The 23,417-nt window shown below is 64.9% G+C and carries 25 protein-coding genes; 14 read left to right on the top strand and 11 right to left on the bottom strand.

Annotated features, from left to right (window positions below; genetic code table 11):
- Window positions 1-989: 989 nt before the first annotated feature.
- The gene (locus ACIQF4_RS12165) at window positions 990-1,247 is read right to left on the bottom strand and encodes a metal-sensitive transcriptional regulator (protein WP_377087139.1); all 258 of its coding nucleotides are present in this window, start codon (window positions 1,245-1,247) and stop codon (window positions 990-992) included.
- A 131-nt stretch (window positions 1,248-1,378) separates the two neighbouring features.
- On the opposite strand from ACIQF4_RS12165, the gene ACIQF4_RS12160 reads away from it, so the two are divergent.
- Genes ACIQF4_RS12160 through ACIQF4_RS12150 form a run of 3 tightly spaced genes read left to right on the top strand, consistent with a single transcriptional unit; the run spans window position 1,379 to window position 4,334 of the window.
- Window positions 1,379-1,999, top strand: coding sequence for a rhodanese-like domain-containing protein (locus ACIQF4_RS12160; RefSeq protein WP_191079148.1), 621 nt, complete (start codon window positions 1,379-1,381; stop codon window positions 1,997-1,999).
- Window positions 1,996-2,886 carry a sulfite exporter TauE/SafE family protein gene (locus ACIQF4_RS12155; RefSeq protein WP_191079147.1) on the top strand — a complete coding sequence of 297 codons (891 nt, stop codon included), beginning with the start codon at window positions 1,996-1,998 and terminating at the stop codon, window positions 2,884-2,886. Before ACIQF4_RS12160 ends, ACIQF4_RS12155 begins: the two co-directional genes overlap by 4 nt.
- 38 nt (window positions 2,887-2,924) lie before the next feature.
- Window positions 2,925-4,334 (top strand): rhodanese-like domain-containing protein, encoded by a 1,410-nt coding sequence (locus tag ACIQF4_RS12150; protein WP_400579972.1) that lies wholly within the window; start codon window positions 2,925-2,927, stop codon window positions 4,332-4,334.
- A 646-nt stretch (window positions 4,335-4,980) separates the two neighbouring features.
- On the opposite strand, the gene ACIQF4_RS12145 is transcribed toward ACIQF4_RS12150, so the two are convergent.
- Genes ACIQF4_RS12145 through ACIQF4_RS12135 form a run of 3 tightly spaced genes read right to left on the bottom strand, consistent with a single transcriptional unit; the run spans window position 4,981 to window position 6,255 of the window.
- Window positions 4,981-5,583, bottom strand: coding sequence for a cadmium resistance transporter (locus tag ACIQF4_RS12145; protein ID WP_191079145.1), 603 nt, complete (start codon window positions 5,581-5,583; stop codon window positions 4,981-4,983).
- On the bottom strand, window positions 5,580-5,939 hold the full coding sequence (locus ACIQF4_RS12140; RefSeq protein WP_377087135.1) for an ArsR/SmtB family transcription factor: 360 nt from the start codon (window positions 5,937-5,939) through the stop codon (window positions 5,580-5,582). The genes ACIQF4_RS12145 and ACIQF4_RS12140 overlap by 4 nt, the downstream gene beginning before the upstream one ends.
- Complete coding sequence (locus tag ACIQF4_RS12135; RefSeq protein WP_377087133.1) at window positions 5,824-6,255, bottom strand: ester cyclase; 432 nt, start codon at window positions 6,253-6,255, stop codon at window positions 5,824-5,826. Before ACIQF4_RS12135 ends, ACIQF4_RS12140 begins: the two co-directional genes overlap by 116 nt.
- A gap of 155 nt (window positions 6,256-6,410) precedes the next feature.
- On the opposite strand from ACIQF4_RS12135, the gene ACIQF4_RS12130 reads away from it, so the two are divergent.
- The 4 genes from ACIQF4_RS12130 (at window position 6,411) to ACIQF4_RS12115 (ending at window position 8,851) form a co-directional block, all read left to right on the top strand.
- Entirely contained in the window at window positions 6,411-6,872 is a 462-nt protein-coding gene (locus ACIQF4_RS12130; RefSeq protein WP_377087131.1) for a MerR family transcriptional regulator, read from the top strand.
- A gap of 2 nt (window positions 6,873-6,874) precedes the next feature.
- Window positions 6,875-7,867: an arsenic resistance protein gene (locus tag ACIQF4_RS12125; RefSeq protein ID WP_377087129.1), complete on the top strand. Its 993-nt coding sequence runs from the start codon at window positions 6,875-6,877 to the stop codon at window positions 7,865-7,867.
- Window positions 7,868-8,150: 283 nt separating this feature from the next.
- Complete coding sequence (locus ACIQF4_RS12120) at window positions 8,151-8,384, top strand: Ltp family lipoprotein (protein WP_377087127.1); 234 nt, start codon at window positions 8,151-8,153, stop codon at window positions 8,382-8,384.
- A 263-nt stretch (window positions 8,385-8,647) separates the two neighbouring features.
- Window positions 8,648-8,851 carry a hypothetical protein gene (locus ACIQF4_RS12115; protein ID WP_377087124.1) on the top strand — a complete coding sequence of 68 codons (204 nt, stop codon included), beginning with the start codon at window positions 8,648-8,650 and terminating at the stop codon, window positions 8,849-8,851.
- 277 nt (window positions 8,852-9,128) lie between these two features.
- Here ACIQF4_RS12115 and ACIQF4_RS12110 read toward each other — a convergent pair whose 3' ends face one another.
- Window positions 9,129-10,370 carry a cytochrome P450 gene (locus tag ACIQF4_RS12110; RefSeq protein ID WP_377087122.1) on the bottom strand — a complete coding sequence of 414 codons (1,242 nt, stop codon included), beginning with the start codon at window positions 10,368-10,370 and terminating at the stop codon, window positions 9,129-9,131.
- Between the two features lie 200 nt (window positions 10,371-10,570).
- Here ACIQF4_RS12110 and lpdA point away from each other — a divergent pair, with 200 nt between their 5' ends.
- Entirely contained in the window at window positions 10,571-11,938 is a 1,368-nt protein-coding gene (lpdA, locus tag ACIQF4_RS12105; protein WP_377087120.1) for a dihydrolipoyl dehydrogenase, read from the top strand.
- 224 nt (window positions 11,939-12,162) lie between these two features.
- Here lpdA and ACIQF4_RS12100 read toward each other — a convergent pair whose 3' ends face one another.
- Complete coding sequence (locus tag ACIQF4_RS12100) at window positions 12,163-12,789, bottom strand: class I SAM-dependent methyltransferase (protein WP_400579970.1); 627 nt, start codon at window positions 12,787-12,789, stop codon at window positions 12,163-12,165.
- A gap of 81 nt (window positions 12,790-12,870) precedes the next feature.
- On the opposite strand from ACIQF4_RS12100, the gene ACIQF4_RS12095 reads away from it, so the two are divergent.
- Together ACIQF4_RS12095 and ACIQF4_RS12090 are read left to right on the top strand one after the other, a co-directional pair.
- Window positions 12,871-13,500, top strand: coding sequence for a cation diffusion facilitator family transporter (locus ACIQF4_RS12095; RefSeq protein WP_377087116.1), 630 nt, complete (start codon window positions 12,871-12,873; stop codon window positions 13,498-13,500).
- Window positions 13,500-14,885, top strand: a complete 1,386-nt coding sequence (locus ACIQF4_RS12090; protein ID WP_377087256.1) for a phenylacetate--CoA ligase family protein — start codon at window positions 13,500-13,502, stop codon at window positions 14,883-14,885. The genes ACIQF4_RS12095 and ACIQF4_RS12090 overlap by 1 nt, the downstream gene beginning before the upstream one ends.
- Window positions 14,886-15,288: 403 nt before the next feature.
- Here the strand turns inward: ACIQF4_RS12090 and ACIQF4_RS12085 are convergent, their stop codons facing one another.
- From ACIQF4_RS12085 to ACIQF4_RS12065, 5 genes are all read right to left on the bottom strand, one after another.
- Window positions 15,289-15,822 (bottom strand): hypothetical protein, encoded by a 534-nt coding sequence (locus ACIQF4_RS12085; RefSeq protein WP_191079136.1) that lies wholly within the window; start codon window positions 15,820-15,822, stop codon window positions 15,289-15,291.
- Between the two features lie 65 nt (window positions 15,823-15,887).
- Window positions 15,888-17,393, bottom strand: coding sequence for an alkaline phosphatase (locus tag ACIQF4_RS12080; RefSeq protein ID WP_377087113.1), 1,506 nt, complete (start codon window positions 17,391-17,393; stop codon window positions 15,888-15,890).
- Between the two features lie 173 nt (window positions 17,394-17,566).
- Window positions 17,567-18,199 (bottom strand): methyltransferase family protein, encoded by a 633-nt coding sequence (locus ACIQF4_RS12075; protein ID WP_377087111.1) that lies wholly within the window; start codon window positions 18,197-18,199, stop codon window positions 17,567-17,569.
- A gap of 143 nt (window positions 18,200-18,342) precedes the next feature.
- Window positions 18,343-18,963, bottom strand: coding sequence for a TlpA family protein disulfide reductase (locus ACIQF4_RS12070; protein ID WP_377087109.1), 621 nt, complete (start codon window positions 18,961-18,963; stop codon window positions 18,343-18,345).
- 14 nt (window positions 18,964-18,977) lie between these two features.
- A complete protein-coding gene (locus ACIQF4_RS12065; RefSeq protein ID WP_191079133.1) occupies window positions 18,978-19,727 on the bottom strand; it encodes a cytochrome c biogenesis CcdA family protein in 750 nt (249 codons plus the stop codon).
- Between the two features lie 148 nt (window positions 19,728-19,875).
- Between ACIQF4_RS12065 and ACIQF4_RS12060 the strand changes: the two genes are divergently transcribed.
- Genes ACIQF4_RS12060 through ACIQF4_RS12045 form a run of 4 tightly spaced genes read left to right on the top strand, consistent with a single transcriptional unit; the run spans window position 19,876 to window position 23,402 of the window.
- A complete protein-coding gene (locus tag ACIQF4_RS12060; RefSeq protein WP_191079132.1) occupies window positions 19,876-20,277 on the top strand; it encodes a helix-turn-helix transcriptional regulator in 402 nt (133 codons plus the stop codon).
- Window positions 20,274-22,226: a cation-translocating P-type ATPase gene (locus ACIQF4_RS12055; protein ID WP_191079131.1), complete on the top strand. Its 1,953-nt coding sequence runs from the start codon at window positions 20,274-20,276 to the stop codon at window positions 22,224-22,226. Before ACIQF4_RS12060 ends, ACIQF4_RS12055 begins: the two co-directional genes overlap by 4 nt.
- A complete protein-coding gene (lspA, locus tag ACIQF4_RS12050) occupies window positions 22,223-22,741 on the top strand; it encodes a signal peptidase II (protein ID WP_191079130.1) in 519 nt (172 codons plus the stop codon). Before ACIQF4_RS12055 ends, lspA begins: the two co-directional genes overlap by 4 nt.
- A gap of 52 nt (window positions 22,742-22,793) precedes the next feature.
- Window positions 22,794-23,402 carry a cadmium resistance transporter gene (locus ACIQF4_RS12045; RefSeq protein WP_191079129.1) on the top strand — a complete coding sequence of 203 codons (609 nt, stop codon included), beginning with the start codon at window positions 22,794-22,796 and terminating at the stop codon, window positions 23,400-23,402.
- The last annotated feature ends 15 nt before the right edge of the window (window positions 23,403-23,417 follow it).

The raw sequence follows: 23,417 nt of genomic DNA, 5'->3' as shown, positions 1-23,417 counted from the left end.
CAGCGGTCTAGACAATCACTATTCTTCCTGATCAGAGGGGCATTTCTGCGTCACGGCACCCGCTTGTCACCCAAGCTCATCGGTGGATCGAGGCTTAGGGCCCTGCCGCGTCGAGGTTCCGTTTCGCGTTTTATTTCCCCCACGTGTCCCGACGACCGTGGACCTCTGCACTCCCTGATGATCGAGATTCCTGTACGTCCCTGGCCGCGCATCGACGGTGTTTGCTTTAGACCGGACCAGCACCGTGCTGGGAAGCGGCCCCGAACCTAAACACTTAAATGACTGGGCGGTGCCCGCCAATCCCAGATTTCGCCGCACCAGCAGCGGCCGTCCTCGTGCTCCTGGATGACCAGGACCCGTTCCCCTCCGGGCAGGATGATGTCTTCGTAGCTGAGCATGGCTCCAGTGCAGCATCAGTGGCCGGCTGCCGATAGGGGAGTCGTTGAGTATGTGGAAAACCGCAAAAAACGGCATCGGAGCGCTGCCCGTGAGCCTCCTGTGACCACGACCGAAATCCGAGCGGCGGCGAAACAGGGCCGAGCCTTCAGTTCCGGGAACCTACGCGAATGCACCACCAACTCTTTCCTTCACCCTCGACGGCGAGTTTGGCCGGCGCGTGCTGTCGGAACTCGACACTTAGTGAGCATGTGGTGATCGCAGTGGGAGGGGGCTGTTTGTGCTGATTTAGCAGGGATCTTTTCTCCTCGTGTATGAGCGAAAAACATACCCCTCACATAGATCCCCGGGTCTATGTCCTTAACCATCTATGCGTGAAGACATACGAGCTGTGGACGATTTGCCGTCAAACCTACGCACGGAAGCAGCGCCTGCCCGAACCCGGCCGAGCTGCTTCCCGGGTTCGCTTTGGGCGACATGCGAGCGGTGAGTGCGGACCTCGACGTGGCGATGAAGGCCAGCAGGCTAAGCGAACTCTCCACGGCCCCCGGTGAAGTTGGCGTTGGTAGCCGTGTTCTGGGATGTCGGATTTGTCAGGCGAGGGACAGGAAGAGCTTTTCCAGTTCTTTTTTGTCCAATGTGGTGTCTTCGCGGACGATGCATTGCTCCAGGCCGGTGGCCATGATGGCGAAGCCGGCCCTGTCCAGGGCCTTCGACACGGCGGCCAGTTGCGTGACGATGTCCTTGCAGTCCTTGCCTTCCTCGAGCATGCGGGTCACAGCAGCCAGCTGTCCCTGGGCGCGCTTGAGGCGGTTGACCACGGGGGTCAGTTCAGTTGGGTCGAGTTGCATGGAGTCTCCAAAAGGGCGGGGTGGATTGGCTTCAACTATACCCCCTAGGGTGTTTTGCATACCCCTTGGGGTATCTGCGATACTCGGTGGGGTATCCACACCCTTTCCCGCCACCCCACGAGAGGCCAGCAATGACTTCCCCTTCCACCGCACCAGCCGTTACTGCCCTTGCTCCCGAGACCCTTCGCACCTGGATCGACCAGCACCACGATCTCGTGGTGATCGATGTCCGGTCCGCCGCCGAGTTTGAGTCCCTGCATATCGGCGGCTCCTACAACGTGCCCCTGCCGCTGCTGTCCGAACACACCGAGGAGCTTGCCGCCCGACTGGGCTCCCGCGTTGTCCTGGTCTGCCAGTCGGGGGTGCGCGCCGAGCAGGCCCGCCAGCGTCTTGCCAAGGCCGGGATCGACACCGCCTACGTCCTGACCGGCGGCGCGCCAGGCTTCGCTGCCGCCGGCGGCGATGTCGTGAAGGGCAGGGACCGCTGGGCCCTCGAGCGGCAGGTCCGTCTCGCCGCAGGTTCCCTGGTGGTCCTGGGCCTGGCCGGCGGCAAGTTCGTCTCCCCGAAGGTCCGCATGCTCGCCGGGGCCATCGGCACCGGACTGACCTTCTCCGCAGCCACCAATACCTGTGCCATGGGCAAGGCCCTCTCGGCAATGCCGTGGAACAAGGCCGCCAAGGAACCCACGCGCGAAAGCGCCATCCTGACCCTTCCCGTCACCGACGCCCGGGAGGAGGCAAACGCCTCATGACCGCCACCCTGGCCCTGGTCCTTGCCCTGTCGGTGGTCATCGGGCTCTCCCTCGGCGTCCTCGGCGGCGGCGGCTCGATCCTGACCGTCCCGATCCTGGTCTACGCGGCCGGGTTCGAGGCCAAGGAAGCCATCGCAGCCTCCCTCCTCGTTGTCGGCGTTACCTCCGTGGTCAGCGTGTTCAGCCACGCCCGGGAGGGCAGGGTGATGTGGCGGACCGGCCTGATCTTCGGCGCCGCAGGCATGGCCGGCGCGTTCCTCGGCGGTCTGCTGGGCGGGCACATTCCCGGCCAGATCCTGCTGATTGCCTTCGCCATCATGATGGTGGCGACCTCCGTGGCAATGCTCCGCGGACGGAAAAAGAAGAACGACGACGGCGCCGCACCAGTCAAGCACGAGCTGCCCCTAGGCAGGGTGCTGCTGGACGGCGCCGCCGTCGGGCTCATCACCGGCCTGGTCGGCGCAGGCGGCGGCTTCCTCGTGGTCCCGGCCCTGGCACTCCTGGGCGGCCTGCCGATGTCCGTCGCCGTGGGCACCTCCCTGGTGGTCATCGCCATGAAATCGTTCGCAGGGCTCGCCGGCTACCTCACCACCGTCCAGCTCGACTGGGGGATCACCCTCGGCGTGACAGCCGCGGCCATCGCGGGCACCCTGGCCGGTTCCAAGGTCGCCGGCCGGATCCCGGAAGCCGCACTGCGCAAAGCCTTCGGCTGGTTCGTCCTTGCCATGGGAAGCTTTGTCCTCATCCAGCAGGCACCGGCCCACCTGCACTGGTTCATCGCCGCCGGAATCGCAGCGCTCACCGCAGCCACCGCCGCAATCTGCTGGTTCTTGATCCGCTCCTGCCCACTGCGCAATACCCGGCGCACCCTTCCCAGACCCGCCTGATCCACGCTTACCACCCTCTTCTCAAAGGAGATCACTACATGCTTATCGAGCGCATTTACGACGAAGACCTCGCACAGGCCAGCTACCTGATCGGCTGCCAGGCCAACGGCACCGCGGTTGTTGTCGACAGCCGCCGCGACATCGCGGTCTACCAGGAACTGGCTGAGAAGAACGGCATGAAGATCGTGGCAGTTACCGAAACCCACATCCACGCCGACTACCTCTCCGGCACCCGTGAACTGGCCGCAGCCACCGGCGCGAAGATCTACGTCTCCGGCGAGGGCGGACCGGACTGGCAGTACAACTTCGACGGCGAACGCCTCTCCGACGGCGACAAGATCACCATCGGCAACATCAGCATCCAGGCCCTCCACACCCCGGGCCACACCCCGGAGCACCTGTCCTTTCTGGTCACCGACGGGGCGTTCAGCGACCAGCCCGGCTACCTGCTCTCCGGCGACTTCGTCTTCTCGGGCGACCTCGGCCGGCCGGACCTGCTGGACGAGGCCGCCGGCGGCGTCGACACCCGCTTCGAAGGCGCCAGGCAGCTCTTTGCCAGCTTGCGGGACAAGTTCCTGACCCTGCCCGATTACATTCAGGTCCACCCCGCCCACGGTGCCGGCAGTGCCTGCGGCAAGGCGCTCGGCGCGATCCCGTCCTCCACGGTCGGTTATGAGCGGCTCTACTCCTGGTGGGGTCCCTACCTCGCGGCGAACGACGAGCAGGGCTTCATCAACGAACTCCTCGACGGCCAGCCCGACGCCCACGCCTACTTCGGCCGGATGAAGCGGGAAAACCGTGAAGGCCCCGCCGTGATGGGTCAGCGCACCCCGCTGACCGAACTCGCAACCGGCATCGTAGCTGCAGGCCTGGCCGAGGACACCCTGACCTTCATCGACACCCGCCCCAACAGCGAAGTCCACGAAGGCACCGTCACCGGCTCGCTGAACATTCCGGCCGGCAAGTCCGTTGCCAGCTACGGCGCCTGGGTAGTCAACCCGGAAACGGACAAGAACCCGCTGGTCCTGCTGGCGCAGGACCAGGAAGCCGCACAGGGCATGTGGGACCATCTTGTCCGCGTAGGCATCGACAACGTGGCCGGCTACGTCACCAGCATCGAAGGACTCCCCACCTTCACGCCGAAGCTGATCCAACCCGAAGACCTGCACGGCTTTGACGCCGCCATGGTCGTGGATGTCCGGAACAAGACCGAGCACACAGCCGGGTACATCCCCGGCTCGCACCAGCTCAGCGGCGGCCGCCTGATGTGGCACCTCGATGAGCTTCCCGCCGAAGGCACCATCGTCACCTACTGCCAGTCCGGCGTCCGGAACTCCGTCGCCGCCAGCGCCCTGCGCCGGGCCGGGTACGACGTCGTCGAACTGGACGGCAGCTACGCTGCGTGGGACGCGTTCCAGGCCTCCGCGCCCGCGGACACCACGAGCTGATTGACCTCGCAGGGCGGGGCGGGCCGGTGGACCACGGGACCGCCGCCCTGCGACTACTCCCGGGAACCACTGATTTCCATGAGAGGTGACTTCGGCACCCCCTAAGGATCGGACACCGCAGCGCACGTTTCGCACGCGGCCGATGAATAGAGTGCGACCACGTCCGAGCCGCACCAGGGCACACCGCCCTTCGAAACCAACTGTCACGCCCAGCTCCGTGTCTCTCGGAACCTTTCCGTCTCAAGTCGCAAGGGTTTTGAGACGCTTGGGTGTGTAGCGTTTAGGGCGCGCGTTCACCGGGCAGTTTTGCGGGCAGGGTATACGGGACACCTCAAACTCCACCTCTGCAAAACCGGACGTCAAATTCGGGTTGTCGCGCTAGGGACCGTCTAACGGGAAGCCTTAAGTCGCCTATACGCGGCACCTCTTACGGGCACTTTGACGGCAAGTTGAAACCTAGTGCAAGTCAATCTGCTGGATGTAGTGTTCGAGTATCGTTTGCGGCTCTGACCCGGCCCATCAGAAACCTATCACCGCAGCCGCTGTGTCCTGGCTCTTATATGGTAGGGCTGCCGCCGCTAGGTGGCGGTGCGGTGCGACCGAGGCTCAGTCGCACCGCCACCACGTCTCTGTCCTGGAGGACTCGCTAGAGGCCGAAGGCTCCTCCACTGACCAAGATGAAGACACCGAGGCCGATCAGGACGATCGGGAACAGGATGTGCTCCCAGCGTTCCAGCACCTCCGCGATCGGCCGGCGGGTGGCGATGAACTTGGCCAGCACCACCAGCACCGCGACCAAGGCCAGGAACACGATGCAGTAGGCCACCACGGCTCCCGGGCCGACGCTGAGGAAGACCGGGACGTAGACGCCGATGTTATCCCCGCCGTTGGCGAAGGTCACTCCGGCCACCGTCCAGGCGGCGACGTTCTTGCCTTCGATCTTGGCCTCATCGTCGTCATCGTCGTCGTCCCCGCGCCAGGCCTGCCAGGCGGCCCACAGTCCCAGGCCCAGAGGGATGAGCCCGAAGTACGGGATGACCTCCGGCGGCAGGATTGCCCCCGCGCCCAGCGACACGAGCACGGCCGCGCCGAGGATACCGACGAACCCCAGATACTGGCCAACCAGGATCCGGGCGCTGGTCCCGCGCTGGCCGGCGCCGCGGGCGAAGAACAGGGAGAGCACGATGATGTCATCGATGTTCGTGGCCAGGAACAGGCCGATCGCCTGCAGGGCTGAAGACAGGATCATGCCTCAGCCTCCGCATCACAGCAGGCCGGAACCGAACAGGCCGGATCCAGGCAAGGGGCGCTCTCATCCACCGCGAGGGTGACATCGACCAGTGCGGTCAACGCGCGCGTCAGGTGCGGGTCGGCGATCTCATACCGGTTCTGACGGCCCTCCGGCACGACGACCGCGATCCCGCAGTCCCGCAGGCACGCCAGGTGGTTCGACACGTTCGACCGTGTGAGCCCCAGGCCTCGGGCCAGCTCAGCGGGATAGGCGGGCCGCTCCAGCAGGGTCAGCAGTATTCGGGACCGGGTGGGGTCGGCCATGGCCCGGCCTAACCGGTTCATTACATCCAAGTGAGAATCTATAGTCAGCACTCGCTGAACTATACAGTAGACACTGACCATTTGAGACACGGCTGCCCTCAAATGAAGGAGCGCGTGAGTCCAGTGCGAGGCCTAGTTGGGCGAAGCGTTTCAGGTTGTCCTCAAGGCCCCAACTGCCACTGATCAACCCATCCAGGAAAGAAAAGAAGTACACCGCGTCAACCCACTCAAAGCGCCTGCCGGGCGGCGCATGCCCGCGCCAGACACCGAGGTGAGTACCAGAACAGCGCAGCCTGGCGACGACGGTATCGCCTTCAGCCGCTGTCTGGACGACGTCCTGACATCCGGAAAGTGCCTCCACCAGCATGGAAAACAGTGCGCTTGTTGTGCTCGGCCGTCTCGCTCATGCGTCAACAATAGGACCGCACTTAATGCTGTTACAGTCCCACACCGCCCACATTTCCAGCCCTGGTTCGCGCCGAGTAGACCTTCGAGTGCACTCGAAGGTCTACGCTAGGCAGCGTGCGAATTTCAGAGCTGGCGGCAGCGTCGGGGGTCCCCGCGACGACGCTGCGCTATTACGAATCGGTAGGGCTGCTCACAGCGAAGCGGGGCTCCAACGGGTACCGGGACTACGACATTGATGCGCTCGACCAGCTGTCGTTCATTGAGGCTGCGAAGCAGCTCGATCTGTCGCTATTTGAAATTGTGGATCTTCTGACTGTTATCGAGGCTGAAAGTTGCACTCAGGTGCGTGAAGTTCTTCACCCCCGGCTACAGCAGAGGCTGCTTGAGGTCGATAAACGCCTTGCGAGCCTGCGCCTGCTGCGTGACCGGCTCGACACGGCAGTGGCCAAGGTTAGCGCCTGTCCGGACAGCGGACGATCCTGCCGCTCCGAATGCGCACTCCTCGCCACCCAGCGGAAAGCATGCCCCACGCAGACGACCGACCCAAAGACGACAACCATCGAAGGAGCACGGTGATCATGAACCGCATTATCGGCTGGTGGGACGAACAGCAGGTTCTGCTCTACATGGTTGCGATCTTGACTGGGGCGGCGGTCGGTCTGGCTGCGCCGGAGATCGCGCCGGCCTTGGAACATTCCATTAAACCGGTGCTGATTCTGCTGCTGTTCGCCACGTTCCTCGCTGTCCCACTGATCGAGGTGGGCAAAGCATTCCGCGACATCCGCTTCCTGGGTACGGTGCTCGTCGCGAACTTCATCTTCGTCCCTGCCGTCGTGTTCGGTCTTTCCCGCTTTGTCGCGGACGATCGCGGGCTGATGCTCGGCGTCCTGCTGGTGCTGCTGACTCCATGCGTCGACTACGTCATCGTCTTCAGCGGAATCGCCGGCGGCGCCAGCGCCCGTCTGCTCGCCGCAACCCCGCTGCTGATGCTGGTGCAGATACTCCTGCTCCCGGTCTATCTGTTCCTGGTCGCCGGCGCCGACGTTCTTGACGTGATTGATGTCGGCCCGTTTATCGAAGCGTTCCTCCTGTTGATTGTGCTGCCCCTGGCCGCCGCCGCCACAGTGCAGGCCATCGCCCGCCGCCACCGTGCAGGTCAAGCCATAGAGCAGGTCATGGCTGGGGCGATGGTGCCTCTGATGATGGTCACTCTCGCAGTCGTGATCGGATCACAGATCGCCGCAGTGGGCGCCCAGGTCCTCAATCTCACCCGCGTCATTCCCCTCTACGTGGCCTTCGTCGTCATCGCCGTCATCATAGGAAAAGTTGCAGGACGCGCCGCCCGCCTCGACGTCCCGGCCACCCGGGCCGCCATCTTCTCCACGACCACCCGCAACTCCCTCGTCGTCCTCCCACTGGCCCTGGCCCTGCCGCCGGCGCTGAGCATCGCCCCGTTAGCCGTCGTCACCCAGACACTCGTCGAACTGGTCGCCATGGTCGTCCTGGTACGCATCGTCCCTATCATCGTGCCAAAGCACGAGACACGCCACCTGACCCGCGCACAGTCGTAAAACGGGCGCTGAGCACAAGCCCTTGGTCATAGACCGTAGACGTGCGTTCAGTTGCCAGCTCTCACTACTCATCTGTCGCCAATGCCTGGGGATAGAATCGCCGGAAGGGGCCTCCTATACACCGCCAGCGCTAGCTACCCCGCACATGGATGAACTGGTGGCCGTCTTCAGCCCGGGGCGATGCGGGCACTTAGATGCTTCTCCACCTCCGGATATCGGTCCTTAGGCTTCAAATCCAGCCTATAAAACTGCTTTTGGCAGTTGTGGGCTTCGGGGCCTCCCCATGACGTTCCACTTCCATGCGTTCTCGCGCACCGGTCTGATAATGCAACTGGAATTGCACAAGTTCACACCGAGGGAGGCTATTTGGGCCGCGGATCACGTAGAGATGGGCTGGAAGGAACAGGCGGCCAAGAAGGCCGAGTCTTACCTGACGTTTCAGGCCTTCTCCCGGCAGGGCCTTGTCGATCAGCTGACATTCGACGTCTTCTTACCCCGGAAGCCGAACACGGCGTGACGGTAGCGGGACTTGTACAGGGGGATGACTGAGATTCCTGTCCCCGTCGGAGCTTGAAGCTATTGAAGTCTCATGGACGTGTTGCACGGGTTTCCTCCACCTTCATGGGTATCTTCCAAAGCATGATTATTTGCTCAGTGCTCCGTTGCACGAACCCTGGATCCGCCTTCGTTTTCGGTAATCAAAACGCTGCTGCCGGCTATCATGAGGCCTACCTCTGTGGAGAGCATAAAGCGATTGTCGACGCGGGCGCGCCTTGGGACATGGATGAGCGCAATGTCCTGATGGGGCGGGACCTCGCGCCAGTCCTCAAGCATTGGTCGGCCCGCCCCAGCGTTGGATCTGAGGGCTTCACATTGACCTTGGAGATCGATGGCAGGCTCAAACCGGTTGAGTTCTTCCTGAAGCCCACCGAGGCAAGGACGTTGTCCAAATTTATTGGCCCAGCGAACAGCGACGCTGACTAAGGGGTCTCCAACCTTCCGGTGGTCACAAGCGCCGCACAAACGCCTATTTCAACCCTTGACGCCCATTCGTCCGGTCGAGCCCCCAGGTAAAACCGAATCTGATGCCGCTCCAACCATTCCACCGCTCGTACCGAGGCCAGGGGATCCCTCGTCTGGGAGCAAACAGGATCGCACCGGCGGCAATACTTTGGCTGTTCTGGTGCTGCGCGGTGTTTCATATCTGAACCACCTGCCCGGATGAGTCGTTCCCAGCCGTTCTCTGGTTCGTTCTGCTCTGTCAGCGGCGGCCGGCATGGCCAGGCCCGAGGATGAATCCGCTTTTGGGTAGGGCGGGCATGCTGGAGAGGTTGAAGCTGAGGTCCTGTGCGGGTACCTGCAGGGCGGGTGTGTCCGCAAGGGTGCGGATGGCGCGTTTGATCAGTTCCACCGTGATGTCTTCCCCTGGGCACCGGTGGCCTGTTTCCTTGTCGCCTGCCCCTTGTGGGATCAGGGTGTTGGGATTGGGCTGCCAGGTGCGGAAGCGTGCGGGGTCGAAGCTTTCCGGGTTTGGCCAGCTTCGTGGGTCGTGGTTAGTTCCGTACAGGTCAAGGAGGACCCAGTCCCCGGGCTTGAAGGCGTGCCCGGACCATTCCAGGTCCCCGGTGGCGGTGCCGCCGACGAAGGGGAAGAACGGGTAGTACCGGCGCACTTCCTGGGCGAAACAGTGCAGGTCATCATCGTCCCCGTTGGCGAGTTTGTTTTTCCATTCGGGGTGCTGGGTGAGGGCGAGGCCGGCGAAGACGATGAAGTTGCTGACGGCCACGACCGGGCGGAGCAGGTTCAGCAGTTCCACCGCGGCGGTGTCGGGGGGCAGTTCCTTGCCGGCGTGATCGCGATGGAAGGCGATGGCTTCCACCGGGGTTGCCGGTGTCTGGTCCGGCGCGGCCAAGCGTGCTGTCAGGATGGCGGTCGTGGCCCACTTTTCGGTGGAATGCCGCCGCCAGCGGGCGTACCAGTTCACGGGCCCGAAGGCGCCGGCCTGGTCAATCATCAGGCCCAGTTCCGTGCTGCGCCTGCGGATAGTGAACGGGTCGGTAGGAAGACCCGCCCATCGGCAGGCTGCCGCGGTGAGGATCCGGCGGACTTCAGTGTGAAGGTTGAAACGCCGCCCGGACGGCAGCCCGCGATCAGGGTCATGCCATTCAGCGTCAAAATGGTCCGCCAGGCGTTCAGCCGATCCTCGGCTGCCCAGGTCCAGGAACAGCTGCTTGCGGCGGTGGTGCGCGTCCCCTTCAAGGGTTTGGACGCTGCCGGCGTCCTGCAGCAGGTGCTTGACCGACCGCGGGAGAGCCCCCGTACGGCTGAACCGGCCCCCGCCGTAAAAGAACTCCGCCGCCGCTGCTCCCCTGATGCACACCACAGGGCGGAGCATCAGGCGGGTTTGAAAGAGGTCTGTGCCGGCTTCGTCGCAGCGGGCGGAGATGAAGGTGTAGCCCTGCCGCAGCAGGGCCAGCGAGCTGTCAGGCAATCGTGCAGTCACTCGTATTCTCCCTGTTGTGCAGGCCAGTCCGTGTTTTTCCCGAGTCTAGGCCAGCGGCTTCCGGGCAGGAAGCCCTTGTCCCTTGGTTGGCGCTTCGACGGCATTGTTCTTTCCGCGTTTGATACCCGGCCGGAGCCGGCATCGTCCGCGTACGATACAAACACACGCTGACCAGTCCGTTTGGTGGAAAGGGAAGATTAATGAGCTATGACCTTGTTGTCCTCGGAGGCGGCAGCGCCGGCTACGCCGCTGCCCTGCGCGGTGCCAGGTTGGGGATGAAGGTGGCCCTCGTTGAGGGCGACAAGCTTGGCGGCACCTGCCTGCACCGTGGGTGTATCCCTACTAAGGCTTTGCTTCATTCCGCGGAGGTGGCCGACGCAATCCGTGGCAGCAAGTCGGTCGGGGTGGCCGGCACCTTTGAAGGTGTTGAGATGTCCGGTGTGAACGCTTTCAAAGAGCGTGTGGTCTCCCGCCTGTACAAGGGTCTTCAGGGCCTGGTTGCCTCCAGCGGCGTCGAACTTGTCAGCGGCTGGGGCAGGCTTGTTGAGCCGGACACCGTCGAGGTGGGCGGAACGCGGTACCGGGGCAACAACATTGTCCTGGCCTCCGGTTCCTACCCCAAGTCCCTCCCGGGGCTGGACATCGGCGGGCGGGTCATCACGTCCGAGCACGCCCTGGAGCTGGACTTCGTGCCCAAAAGCGCCATCATTCTCGGCGGCGGCGTAATTGGGGTGGAATTCGCCTCGGTATGGAACTCCTTTGGCGCGAAGGTCACCATCATTGAGGCGCTGCCCCGGCTGGTACCCGGCGAAGAGGAAATCGTGTCCAAAGGGCTCGAACGCGCCTTCCGGGCCCGCAATATCGCCTTTCACACGAAAACCATGTTCGCCGGCGTGACGCAGAACGAGGACGGCGTCGCTGTCACTACCCGGGACGGCAAAACGCTCGAGGCCGACCTGCTGCTCGTAGCGGTGGGCCGCGGCCCGGCCACGGCAAATCTCGGGTACGAGGAAAATGGCATCCCGATGGAGCGGGGGTTCGTCCTGGCCAACGACCGCCTGCACACCGGCGTGGGCAACATCTATGCCATAGGAGACATTGTCCCTGGGCTTCAGCTGGCCCACCGCGGCTTCCAGCATGGCATCTTCGTTGCCGAGGAAATCGCCGGACTGAAACCGGCGCCCATCGTGGAATCCGGCATCCCGCGCGTGACCTATTCCGAACCCCAAATCGGGTCCGTAGGTCTGACCGAGGCCCAGGCCCGGGAGAAATTCGGGACAGATGGAGTCGAAACCACCGAATATAACCTGGCCGGGAACGCCAAGAGCCTGATGCTCGAAACCGCGGGATTCATCAAAATGGTCAGGCAGAAGGACGGGCCCATCGTCGGAGTGCACATGATCGGTGCCCGGGTCAGTGAACTGATTGGCGAGGGCCAACTCATGGTCAACTGGGACGCCTACCCCGAAGACGTCGCCAACCTCATCCACGCCCACCCCACCCAAAATGACGCGATCGGTGAAGCTGCCCTGGCCCTGGCCGGAAAACCCCTGCACACCCACGATTGACCTGGCAGGAGGGTACGGGACCGACGGCTGCGGCACCGTGCCCGGCAGGCTCCAGTAAAACCTCGTCCGTTCCCGGCAAGCAGTACCAAGGCACCTTCCCGGGGCAGGTCTCCGAACGGCGTTCCCGGAAGGCGCCCCGGCGGGTCAGGGACACATCCGAGTGTGTGCCGCTTCGCCCGTCCCAACCGGATGAAAAGCACTGAAGAGACGAGCAAAGGCGGGCTTTAGTCGGTCCGGCCGGATTTCGTGGCGACTCCGAGGAGGTAGTCCCCGCCCACGCGGGTAACCCAGCGGTCGCCCACGTCCAGGCCGTGCCGGGGCAATTCGGCCAGGAATTCCCCGGCGGTGAACCGGTCCTTGCCGGGGTGATCGAACAGCCGCCGGTAGGACGGCCGGGCGAGTGCGGCGGCGGTGACCTCGTCGAAGAAGAAACGCCCGCCCGGGGTGAGTACACGGGCGACCTCGGCCAGCGCCTCGCGCCAGTCAGGGATGTGGTGGATGATGGCGAAATCGAACACCGCGTCGTAGCTGGCGTCAGTGCCGCCGCTGAACGTGGAGAAAGCCGCCCGCAGATCCGTGGCGCTGCCCTTGGCCAGCCGGACCCGGCCGGCGTAGCGCTGCAGCCGCCCGGCAGCGCGGGTGATCATCGCCGGGTCAAGGTCGACGGCGTCGACGCCGGCGGCGCCGAACTTGTCGAGGATCAGCTTGGTGCCGTAGCCGGAGCCGCAGCCGATCTCCGCAACCCGCGCTCCTGGCGTACGTCCGCCCAGCTTAGTCAGCAGGTGCACTTCGTAATGCTGCAACCACCGCCGGGGCGGCGAGGTCACCAGCGCAGTTTCAATCCTGTTCATCAACATAAACCCGGTACCCTTCGTCAGGGATTTGCAATCGCGGTCACACCATATCAGCACAGAACGCGCTATCATCGGTTCATGCCGATGATGACTGGGATGGAGAGGGACAAGCTCACCCGCCGCGGCCTGAGGTTGGCCTGGTTCATTGTGGTGTGGGATCTCATTGAGGGTGCCGTTGCGATCACTGCCGGTCTGGCTGCCGGCTCCACGGCGCTGGTCGGATTCGGCATCGACTCCGCGATCGAGGTCTTCGCAGCCTCGGTGGTGATCTGGCAACTGCGCGACGGTACCACCTCACGTCTGCGACCGGCCCTGCGAATGATCGCACTCACGTTCTACGCACTCGCCGCCTACGTCGTGTTCGAGGCCGCGCGGGACCTGATCACCCAGGACAAGGCGGGCGAATCACTGGTCGGCATCATGCTCAACGTGGCCGCGCTGATCGTCATGGTCCCGGTTGCCTTGGCCCAGCGCCGCACCGGGCAGGCACTGGGAAACCCTGTGCTGGTGGCGCAATCGACCGAAACCTGGATGTCGAACTACCTGTCCATTTCCGTGCTCGCCGGCCTTGGCCTGAACACTGTCCTCGGCTGGTGGTGGGCCGACCCGGTTGCCGCCCTCGTTGTCGCGGGATTCGCCGCGTGGTCCGGCCATGAGGCATGGAAAGAAGCCGGCGAGCACCAGGCGGAACATCCCGGTGGGCCGTGATGAAAGCTCTTGGGCTGATGCTGGACGCGCGCCGCGTGCACAAACAGGGCGCGGAAATGCTGCTGCGCAGACAACAGGACCGGGTCGCCGACATCGTCACCTACGCGCGCAACCATTCTGCCTACTACCGCGGGCTCTATCACGGGTTGCCCGAGCGGGTGAGCGACGCTGCCCTGCTGCCGGTCGTCAGCAAGAAAACGCTGATGGCCCGGTTCGACGACTGGGTGACCGATCCCAAGATCAGCCTCGCCCAGGTCCAGTCGTTCGTCGATGATCCCGCTCGGGTCGGCGAGAAGTTCCTCAGGCAATACACGGCTCTGACGACATCGGGCACCACCGGAACCCGTGGCCTGTTCCTGCTCGACCAGCACTCCCTGGCCGTGACCACCGCGCTGAGCACACGGATGCTCGGTGCCTGGCTCTCTCCGGCAGACTTGGTACGGATCGCCACGCACGGCGGGCGTATCGCCATGGTCAACGCAACCGGCGGACACTTCGCCTCAGCTGTGGCCGCGGCCGGGTTGCGCAAAAACAGGTTCCGCCGGCGCCTCATCGACGTGTTGCCTGTCCAGCTGCCAGTGCCGGAGATGGTGACCCGGCTCAACACCTTCCGGCCAGCCATTCTTGCCGCCTATGCCGGCACCGGCGCGCTGCTTGCCAGCGAGCAGCAGGCAGGACGGCTGCGCATCGACCCCATCCTGGTCGTCCTGTCGGCCGAAGGCCTGCCGGTGACCGAGTATGACCGTATTGCCGCCGCGTTCGGAGCCACTGTCCGGCAAAGCTACGCCGCCACCGAATGTCCGTTCCTCACTTACAGTTGCCGTGAGAACTGGCTGCACGTGAACAGCGACTGGGTGCTCCTCGAACCCGTCGACACCCACCACCAGCCCGTCCCGCCCGGCCAACAATCCCACACCACATTGCTAACCAACCTGGCCAACCGCGTCCAGCCGATCCTGCGCTACAACCTCGGCGACGCTGTGCTGGCCCGACCTGACCCTTGCCCATGCGGAGACCCGCTGCCGGCCATCCGCGTCCACGGCCGCACGGCGGACCTGCTCGCCTTCCCCGCCCAGGACGCGGAACCCGTGACCATTACCCCACTGACCATCAGCACCCTGCTTGACCGTGTCCCGGGGATCGAGCTGTTCCAAGTGGTGCAAACATCACCCACCGAACTCCGGCTCCGCCTGCACGTCAAGGCTGGCGCCGACCCCGAACACACCTGGCAAGCCGCACGCACCGGGATCGAGAACCTGCTCACCAGCCACCACCTCGCCCACGTCACCCTCACTCGAGCAGATGAATTGCCCCAGCAGACACCAGGAGGCAAGTACCGCACAGTCGTCCCGTATACCGCATCGCCTCACGATGCGGGGCCATGAGGAATACCCCCCCACCGCAGGTCATCATTCAAAGCGGGCCCCGATGGTGACATGCCGCATCTTGGACGGGTTGAATAGGCGGGCTTAGTTCGGAGGGTATGTTCCGCGGCAAGCGGGCGGATCGCGCGCTTGATCAGTTCCAGCGTGCGTCTTTCCCTGGCATCGGTGGCCACGTGCTACCAGTGGCGGAAGCGTTCGGGGCTGAAGCTTCCCGGGTTGTCCAGGTTCGTGGGTCGTTGGTTTGGTTCCGTCGGGGTCAAAAAGGAGTGGTGTTCCTTTGGAAGGCGACGGCCGTCAACGGCGGCCGGCGGCCGGCGGCCGGAAAGATTAGGACAGTGCCAGGGCGTTCCGGAGCTCAACGGACCAGCTTGGAAGGACGTGGCCGGCCTTCCCGATGGATGGTCTATTCGGTGACGAAGACGGGCACGCCGACCGCTGCTGAGACTGCCGCGTCCTGGTATTGGTCCGGGACGGACATGGTGAACTCCGTGTGTTCTGCCGGGGCGTCGGCGTGCGGTTCCTCGGTTCCCAAGTGGTGGTCGAAGCGTGCCGTGCCGAGCAGACTGCCCTTGTCATCGTAAAAGCCGGCGAGAACCTGAAGGTCCAGAAGCTCGCTCGTGGCCCCGGTTGACCTGACGGTGCCGCTGACCGCTGAACCGTCGAAGACCAGGCCTTCGAGCACGAACCTGTCATCGAACGGTCCGGGAACCTGCAGTGCCTTTCCCTTGCCCGGCCCTGGCGCGTGCAGCCCCGGCAGGTCCGGCTCGCTGGCGGCAGAGGGGAGGCCCGGGAATGAAGTCCTGGCTGCTGCTGCCGCCGGGCCATGGCCGGCATCGGCCGGTCCGGGAGGCTGCTGCGCTGCCGTCACGAGGAATCCGGTCAAGGCTAAAGCCGCGATGAGCAGCACGGCAGGGACAATGATTTGGCGTCGGTGCATGGTCTTCTTTTCGGTGTCAGGGGGTCCGGGAAATCTTCCCGGACCCCCTGGATGTACTGGTCAGGTCAGCGCAGGACGCGCAGGGCGTTGCCGACGATGTCGAACAGGTCCGTGTTGTCCACGCTGCCTTGGAGCTTTTCAGAGCCGGAACCGTAGGCGTAGACGGGAACGTCAGCGCCGGTGTGGTTGCCGGAGATGTAGGTCAGCCACAGGCTGGCCTCCTTGGAACCGTCCTTGACCTCGGCCGGGTCGTTCGGGGTACGGAAGGTGGCCGGGGCGAAGTTACGCGGGTCGGCTGCGCCGGCGCCGTTGAGGATGCCGGAGGAACGGGCGGGGTCTTTGGTGTTCCCGCCCGCCCGTGACGGGGCGGAATTGTTGGCGGTGTTCCCGCTGTCGACGTTGACCGGAGGTACTGCTGCCTCGGGGTTGGTGAAGGAGCCCTTCTCGATGATGTTGAAACCGGCCGTTTCGTGGTCGGCGGTCACGATCACGAGGGTGTTGCCGTCCTTTTTGGCGAAGTCAAGAGCGGCGGCAACGGCATCGTCGAAGGCTTTGATCTCCTCTAGCGACTGGGCGGCATCATTGGCGTGGGAGCGCTTGTCGATCAGGGCCCCTTCGACCTGAAGGTAGAAACCGTTGCCGTTGGCGCCTTTTTTGCTGTTCAGCAGCTCGATGGCTTTTTTGGTCATGTCCGGCAGGGACGGTTCCTGGGCCTGGGGTGCGGCAGGGTTGTCCTGCTTGGTCTTTTCCACGGTGAGGTTGCCCTTGTTGAACAAGCCGAAGACCTTATCCCCGGAGGCTGCGTTCAGGTCGGTGCGGGTGGCAGGGATCTGGCTTGCCGCCGAACCCAGGACCGAGTACCCCTGTTCCTTCAGGGCGGTTTCATCTGCGGCGTCGAAGCGTCCCAGGCCTCCACCGAAGATGACATCGGCGGTGCCGTTGCGGGCGATTTGGTCAGCGACCGGGGTGACCCTGACATCACTGGTGGGCAGCGCGTCGCCGGTCACGGCCGTGTCCTGGCATGCCGAGGCAGAATAGACGGGGCCCTGGCAGCCGCGGGCCAGGACGTGGCTCATCTGCCCGGCGGGGGTCGCGTCGGTGATCTCGGAGGTCGAGACGTTCCCTGTGCGGTAGCCTGCCTGTTTGGCCAATTCCATCGCGGTGGGCACCACGGCGCCCTTGGCGTCCACTCCCAGGGCAGCGTTATAGGTTTTCACCCCGGAGGCCCAGGCGGTCGCGGCGGAGGCCGAGTCGGTGACGAGGTTGGGCTTGAAGTCCGGTTCGCCGGGCTGGCCGGACTTCTTCTCCACGGCGTAGGTGCTGACGTAGCCCTGGGCCGGGAGGGTTTCCATGGCCAGTTTGCCTTCGGCACCGTAGAACCGTTCCCGGGCGGCGCTGATGTGGGTGCGGCCCATGCCGTCACCGAGCAGGTAGATAACGTTCTTGGTCCGGCCGTTGTTGCCGTCCGGGGCCGCTGTGGCGGGCCCGGCAGGCCCGACCAGTGCCGTGACGGCCACGGCTGCGGCCATAAGGGCGCCGGCGGAGCCAAGCAAGGGAAGAGTGCGTCGCATCGGGTGTCTCCAAAAGGGGTACGAATCGGTGGTGGCGTTTGATGACGCCACCACGGATCGTAGGTACCGCCCACGGCCCCTAAGTTGTCTCCAGTGGTCCTGCAGATGCCGTAAGGGTAAACAGTCGGGAAACAGGTTCCTGCACTCCGGCCGGGCCTCGGTTTCAGCTTCCGTCAGGTCTCAGCCCGGGGATGGCGCTCGGCGGGCAGGCGGCCCAGGCCGGGCAGGAAGCGGCCGGCCCGGGAGGCGTAGTCGGTGTAGGCGGTGCCATGGATGCGGCGCAGGTGGGGTTCTTCGACCAGGCGGACCTGGATCTGGATTCCGGTGATCGTGCAGATGAGGCCGACGAGCGCGATGGCGTTGGGTACCATCATCGTCAGCCCCAGGAACACCGCGGCCGCGGCGGTGAAGATGGGATTGCGGATCAGCCGGAACGGGCCGGTTGTCACCAGCGCGGTGCGTTCGGTTTCGTCAACTCCGATCCGCCAGGATGATCCCATCGCCAGCTGGGCGCCGAACGTTGCCAGGATGCCGGTGATGGCGATCACGACTCCGGTAATGTGCGCAGCCGGGTGGTCAAGGGCGGCGATGGGCGGCAGGCCGGAAAAGGCAGCGGCGGGAGCGGCGATGCCGACCGTCAGGTAGCCCAGCTCGGCCAGGGCCAGCCCCCACCACTCGGTTGAACCGCGGTCCGCCCAGTTCCGCCGGTTGCCGGTGTCGCCGGTCCTGCGGCGCTGAAGCAGTGTCCGAAGGCCGCCGGCGAGCAGCATCATGACGACAAACAGGACCAGGGCGGCAACAGCCATCACCCGTAACTCCTGGTCGGCGCGGATTGTGCGGTCCGGCTGCCCCAGCCGCCGGATGTCGTTGAGCCTGAAGCCAGGGGAAGTACCCGCCGCCCAGAGCAGGGCATGAGGTCCGTGCCTGCCGTGCACGTTCCCGGCACGTTTCAGGCCTCGCTGAGCGCGGCGCCGATCAGGGCTTTGAGGGTGCTTTTCTCCGCCAGACCCAGGACCCGGGCGGAGACTTTGCCGTGCTTATCCAAAACGAGGGTGGTTGGTACGGCCCGCGGGGGCACGTGATCGGCCAGGGCGAGCAGGATGCCGCCGTCGGAGTCGTTGAAGCTGGGGTAGGTGGTGCCGAACGTGCGTTCGAAGGCGGCCGCGGTGGCGGCGGTGTCGCGGACGTTGATGCCGTAGAACCGCACGCCGTCGTTCTTGAATTCCTGATGCAGGGCTTCCAGGCCGGGGGCTTCCTTACGGCAGGGCGCGCAGGCGGCGTACCAGACGTTCAGGACGGTGACGTTGCCTTGCCAGTCCGCGGAATCCACCGTGGTGCCGTCATAGAGCGCGCCAGTCATCGTCACGGGGGCGCTGCGTGTGTCGGGGGAGTATTCGGAAACGGATCCGTCCCCGGCGATGTAGTTTTTGTTGTCCCCGGCTTTGGCCTGGTCTGCCAGGGTGTCGGGGGCGGCGCAGCCTGCCAGGAGCAGCGCCGCGGATGCTGCTCCCAGCAGCAGGTTCCGCCGCCCCGGGAGGGGAGGTACAGGTGCGGGTTGGTGTGTGTTCATGATTGGTTCTTCCGTCAGACGGGAGTGGTGATTGTGGCGGCGAGGTTTTGCAGCTGGTAGATCCAGAGCATCCAGATCCCTGAGACCATCAGGATCCCGACAAGGACCAGCAGGGAACCGCCGATGATGTTGAACGTGCGGATGTGCCGGCGGATGAATCCCAGGGTTTTTGTCACCCAGTTCAGGCCCATCGCGACCAGCATGAAGGGGATTCCGAGCCCCAGGCAGTACAGGAATCCCAGCAGCGCCCCGCGCCAGGGATCCCCGGTGGTGGTGCTCAGCGCCAGGACCGCGCTGAGGGTAGGGCCCATGCAGGGGGTCCACCCGAGGCCGAACACGATCCCCAGCACCGGGGCGCCGGCGGCGCCTGCCCTGGGCCTGAAGGACAGCTTCCGGGTGGTCTGCAGGAAGGAGAAACCACCGACCAGCACCAGGCCCATGAACACCACGAAGACGCCCAAGACCCGGATCAGGATGTCCTGCCACTGCAGCAGCCACCCTCCAATCACGCCGAACGCGGCCCCGTAGAGGGTAAAAACAGCGGCGAATCCAAGGATGAACAGCCCAACACCCGTGATGACCCTGCGACGGTTGTCCGGCCGGGTGGGATCTGTCAATCCCGAGACGAAGCCCAGGTACCCGGGTACCAACGGCAGGATGCACGGGGAAATGAAGGAGACAATCCCTGCCGTAGCCGCCAGCGGCATAGCAACCAGCAGCGCCCCGGACTGCACCATCTCGGCGAAATACCCGCCAATGCTCAACGCTGACTCCTCGATTCATGCCAAGTTCGTGGCCGCGCCACGGCGGCATGCCCGGGCCGCACAACCTAGAGCTGGAGGTACGTACTTGTCCCATTGAACGTTACTGTAAGGGACCGATAACATCAAAGTTATGCGTTATCATCGTCCTATGACGATTCATCATGGGACGGTTTTGAATGAAGGGTGGCGGGAACTGGCTCCTGCTGCCGCTCTGTTTCATTCCTTGAGTGACGCCACCCGGCTGGGCATTGTGAAGCGGATGGCCGAGGGGGAAATCAGGGTGGGTGACCTGGCCGCGGAGCTGGGCCTGGCCCAGTCCACGGTATCCGCGCATGTGGCATGCCTGCGCGATTGCGGCCTGGTGGAAGGCCGTGCGCAGGGCCGCAGCGTCTACTACTCACTCTCACGCCCGGAACTGATGGACATGCTTGCCCAGGCCGAAGTCCTGCTCGCCGCAACCGGCAACGCGGTCAGCCTGTGCCCGAACTACGGCGCCGGAAGCGGCCCGGAACTGACAAACGTGGAACCAACGAAGGAGATTGCGCAATGAGTGACGCCTGCGGCTGCAGCGACGACAAGCCCGAAACCGCGGCGGAAGAGGCCGAGGAAGCGGTCGGGTTCTGGCAGATCAACGAAATCAGGGCCGCCGCCATCGCGGGTGTGATGCTCCTGACCGCCTGGATCCTGTCCCTGAGCGGGGGCCCGGAGTGGCTGCGCCTGGTCCTGGAAATCGGGGCGCTGCTGGTCGCGGCATGGACTTTTGTTCCCTCCACCCTGCGCCGCCTGGCCAAAGGCAAGATCGGCGTCGGGACCCTGATGACCATCGCCGCCGCCGGGGCCGTCGCGCTGGGAGAGTACGAGGAAGCGGCGATGCTCGCCTTCCTCTACTCGATTTCTGAAGGCCTGGAGGAATACTCGCTGGCCAAGACCCGGCGTGGCCTGCGGGCCCTGCTGGACCTGGTCCCGGCCGAAGCGACAGTCCTGCGCGGTGGAGCAGAAATCGTCGTTGACCCTGCCGAGCTCGTTCCCGGGGACCGGATGATCGTTCGCCCGGGCGAACGGCTGGCCACCGACGGCCGGATCATCACCGGCCGCACCTCCCTGGACACCTCAGCGCTGACCGGCGAATCCGTCCCCGTGGAGGCCGGTCCCGGCAGCGATGTCTACGCCGGGGCGATCAACGGCACCGGGCCGCTGGAAGTCGAAGTCACCAGCACCGCGGAAAACAACTCCCTGGCCCGCATCGTGCACATCGTCGAGGCCGAACAGTCCCGCAAGGGCCCCGGGCAGCGCCTGGCCGACAACATCGCCAAGAAACTCGTCCCCGGCATCCTCATCGCCGCGGCCCTGATCATCGCCTTCGGCTTCATCGTGGGAGAGCCGCTGCTGTGGTTCGAACGCGCCCTGGTCGTCCTCGTTGCCGCATCGCCGTGCGCTCTGGCGATCTCCGTCCCGGTCACCGTCGTCGCCTCCGTCGGCGCCGCCAGCCGCATCGGTGTGCTCATCAAGGGCGGAGCCGCCCTGGAAACCCTCGGCAAGATCCGCACCATCGCCCTGGACAAGACCGGCACCCTGACCCGGAACAAGCCCGAAGTGATCGATGTCGCCGCCGCAGGGACCGCTACCCGGGAGGAGGTTCTGGCCCTCGCGGCCGGGCTGGAGGCCCGCAGCGAACACCCCCTGGCCCGCGCCATCCTCGCCGCATCACCCGCCAGGGCCGATGTGACCGACGTGGACACCGTTCCCGGCGCCGGCCTGCAAGGCACCTTTGAGGGCAAAACCGTCCGGCTGGGCCGCCCCGGCTGGATCAACCCCGGCGCCCTGGCCGCGGATGTCGAGCGGATGCAAACGGCAGGCGCCACCGCCGTCCTGATCGAATCCGCCGGTGAAGTCATTGGTGCCGTAGCGGTCCGTGACGAACTGCGCCCCGAAGCCCCGCAGGTCATCGCCCGGCTGAGCGCTTCCGGGTACACCACGGCCATGCTCACCGGGGATAACGCGATCACCGCCGCGGCCCTGGGTAAGGCAGCCGGGATCACCGAAGTCCACGCCGATCTCCGCCCGGAAGACAAGGCAGAGATCATCCGGGCCCTGAAGTCCCGCCAGCCCACCGCCATGGTCGGTGACGGCGTCAACGACGCCCCGGCCCTGGCCACCGCTGACACCGGAATAGCGATGGGTGCCATGGGCACGGACGTCGCCATTGAAACCGCTGACATCGCCCTGATGGGCGAGGACCTGAACCACCTGCCCCAGGTCTTGGACCACGCCCGCAGGACCCGGTCCATCATGCTTCAGAACGTGGGCCTGTCCCTGCTGCTGATCGCGATCCTGATCCCGCTGGCCCTGTTCGGGCTGCTGGGACTGGCCGCGGTCGTCCTGATCCACGAACTGGCCGAAATCGTGGTGATCGCCAACGGCGTCCGCGCCGGCCGGATCAGCCGCAAAAACGCACTCCCCGCTGCCAAGCCGGCGCCTGCTTTGGAACCGGCGGCGTGAGCGCCGAGCCCCCGGCCAACCCTGCCGGAACGCCACCGGTCGCTGAGAAGGCACGGCGGATCAAGATCGCCCTGCTCGTCGCGGCAGCCGTGCTGGCGGCGGCCGACCTGGGGATCAAGGCCCTGGCCGAAGCCCTGCTCGCCAACGGTGCCACGGTCGATCTGGGCCTGCTGAACCTGAAGCTGCTCTACAACACCGGGGTCGCGTTCAGCCTCGGCGCGGACCTGGCCCCGTGGCTGGTCATCGCCGCGACCGCCGCGATCGTGCTGGGCATGACCTGGTACGCCGTCTCCACCGCCCCGGCCATGCCGGCCATCTGCCGGGCCGGTGCGGCGATGGTGCTCGGCGGCGGCGCCGGGAACCTCATGGACCGGCTGGACGGGGAGGGTGTCGTGGACTACCTGCACAGCGGCTGGTTCCCGACCTTCAACCTCGCCGACGTCTTCGTCACCGTCGGCGTAGGCCTGTACGTCCTGGGCACCCTGCTCGGGTCCAGGGAACAGCAAAAGGCGTAGGCAGCACCCCAGAGCGCCCTAACGCCCCACTGATACCCGGAAAGGACTCCTCATGCTTGCCACCATCCTGGCAGCGGCTGCGATGTTCGCCGCGACGAACATCGATGACATCGTGGTGCTGACGGCGCTTTTCCTGGCCTCCAGCAGGGGCCAGCCACGGGCCTGGCACATTGTCGGAGGGCAGTACGCCGGTTTCATCACCCTCGTCGGGCTGAGTCTCCTGGCTGCCCTGGGTCTGACCATCGTCCCGGACGAATGGGTCGGGCTGCTCGGAATTTTCCCGCTGATCCTGGGCATCCTGGGCCTGATCCGCGGCCTGAAACGCGAGGGCGATGATGATGATGAGAACAAACTCACGGGAAGTCTTGGCCTGCTTGGCATCGCGGGCATCACCATCGCCAACGGCGCGGACAACATCGCGATCTACACCCCCGTGTTCCGCACTATGGCACCGGCCGACACCACCATCACCGTCATCGTCTTCCTGGCCCTGGTCGCTGTGTGGTGCGCCTTGGGCAAGCTCATCGGCACCCACCACAAAGTCGTCGAAACCCTGGAAAAAATTGAACACTGGCTCGTCCCGGCCGTCTTCATCGGGCTGGGCCTGACCATCCTCATCGGATCAGGATCCCTGCAACGCCTCATCAACCTCTGGCTCTGACGCTGCCCCGGCAGC

Source organism: Pseudarthrobacter sp. NPDC092202 (genome assembly GCF_044755505.1).
Taxonomy (GTDB): domain Bacteria; phylum Actinomycetota; class Actinomycetes; order Actinomycetales; family Micrococcaceae; genus Arthrobacter.
Note: the sequence above shows the minus strand (reverse complement) of the source record. Positions and strands in the feature narration are given on the sequence as shown.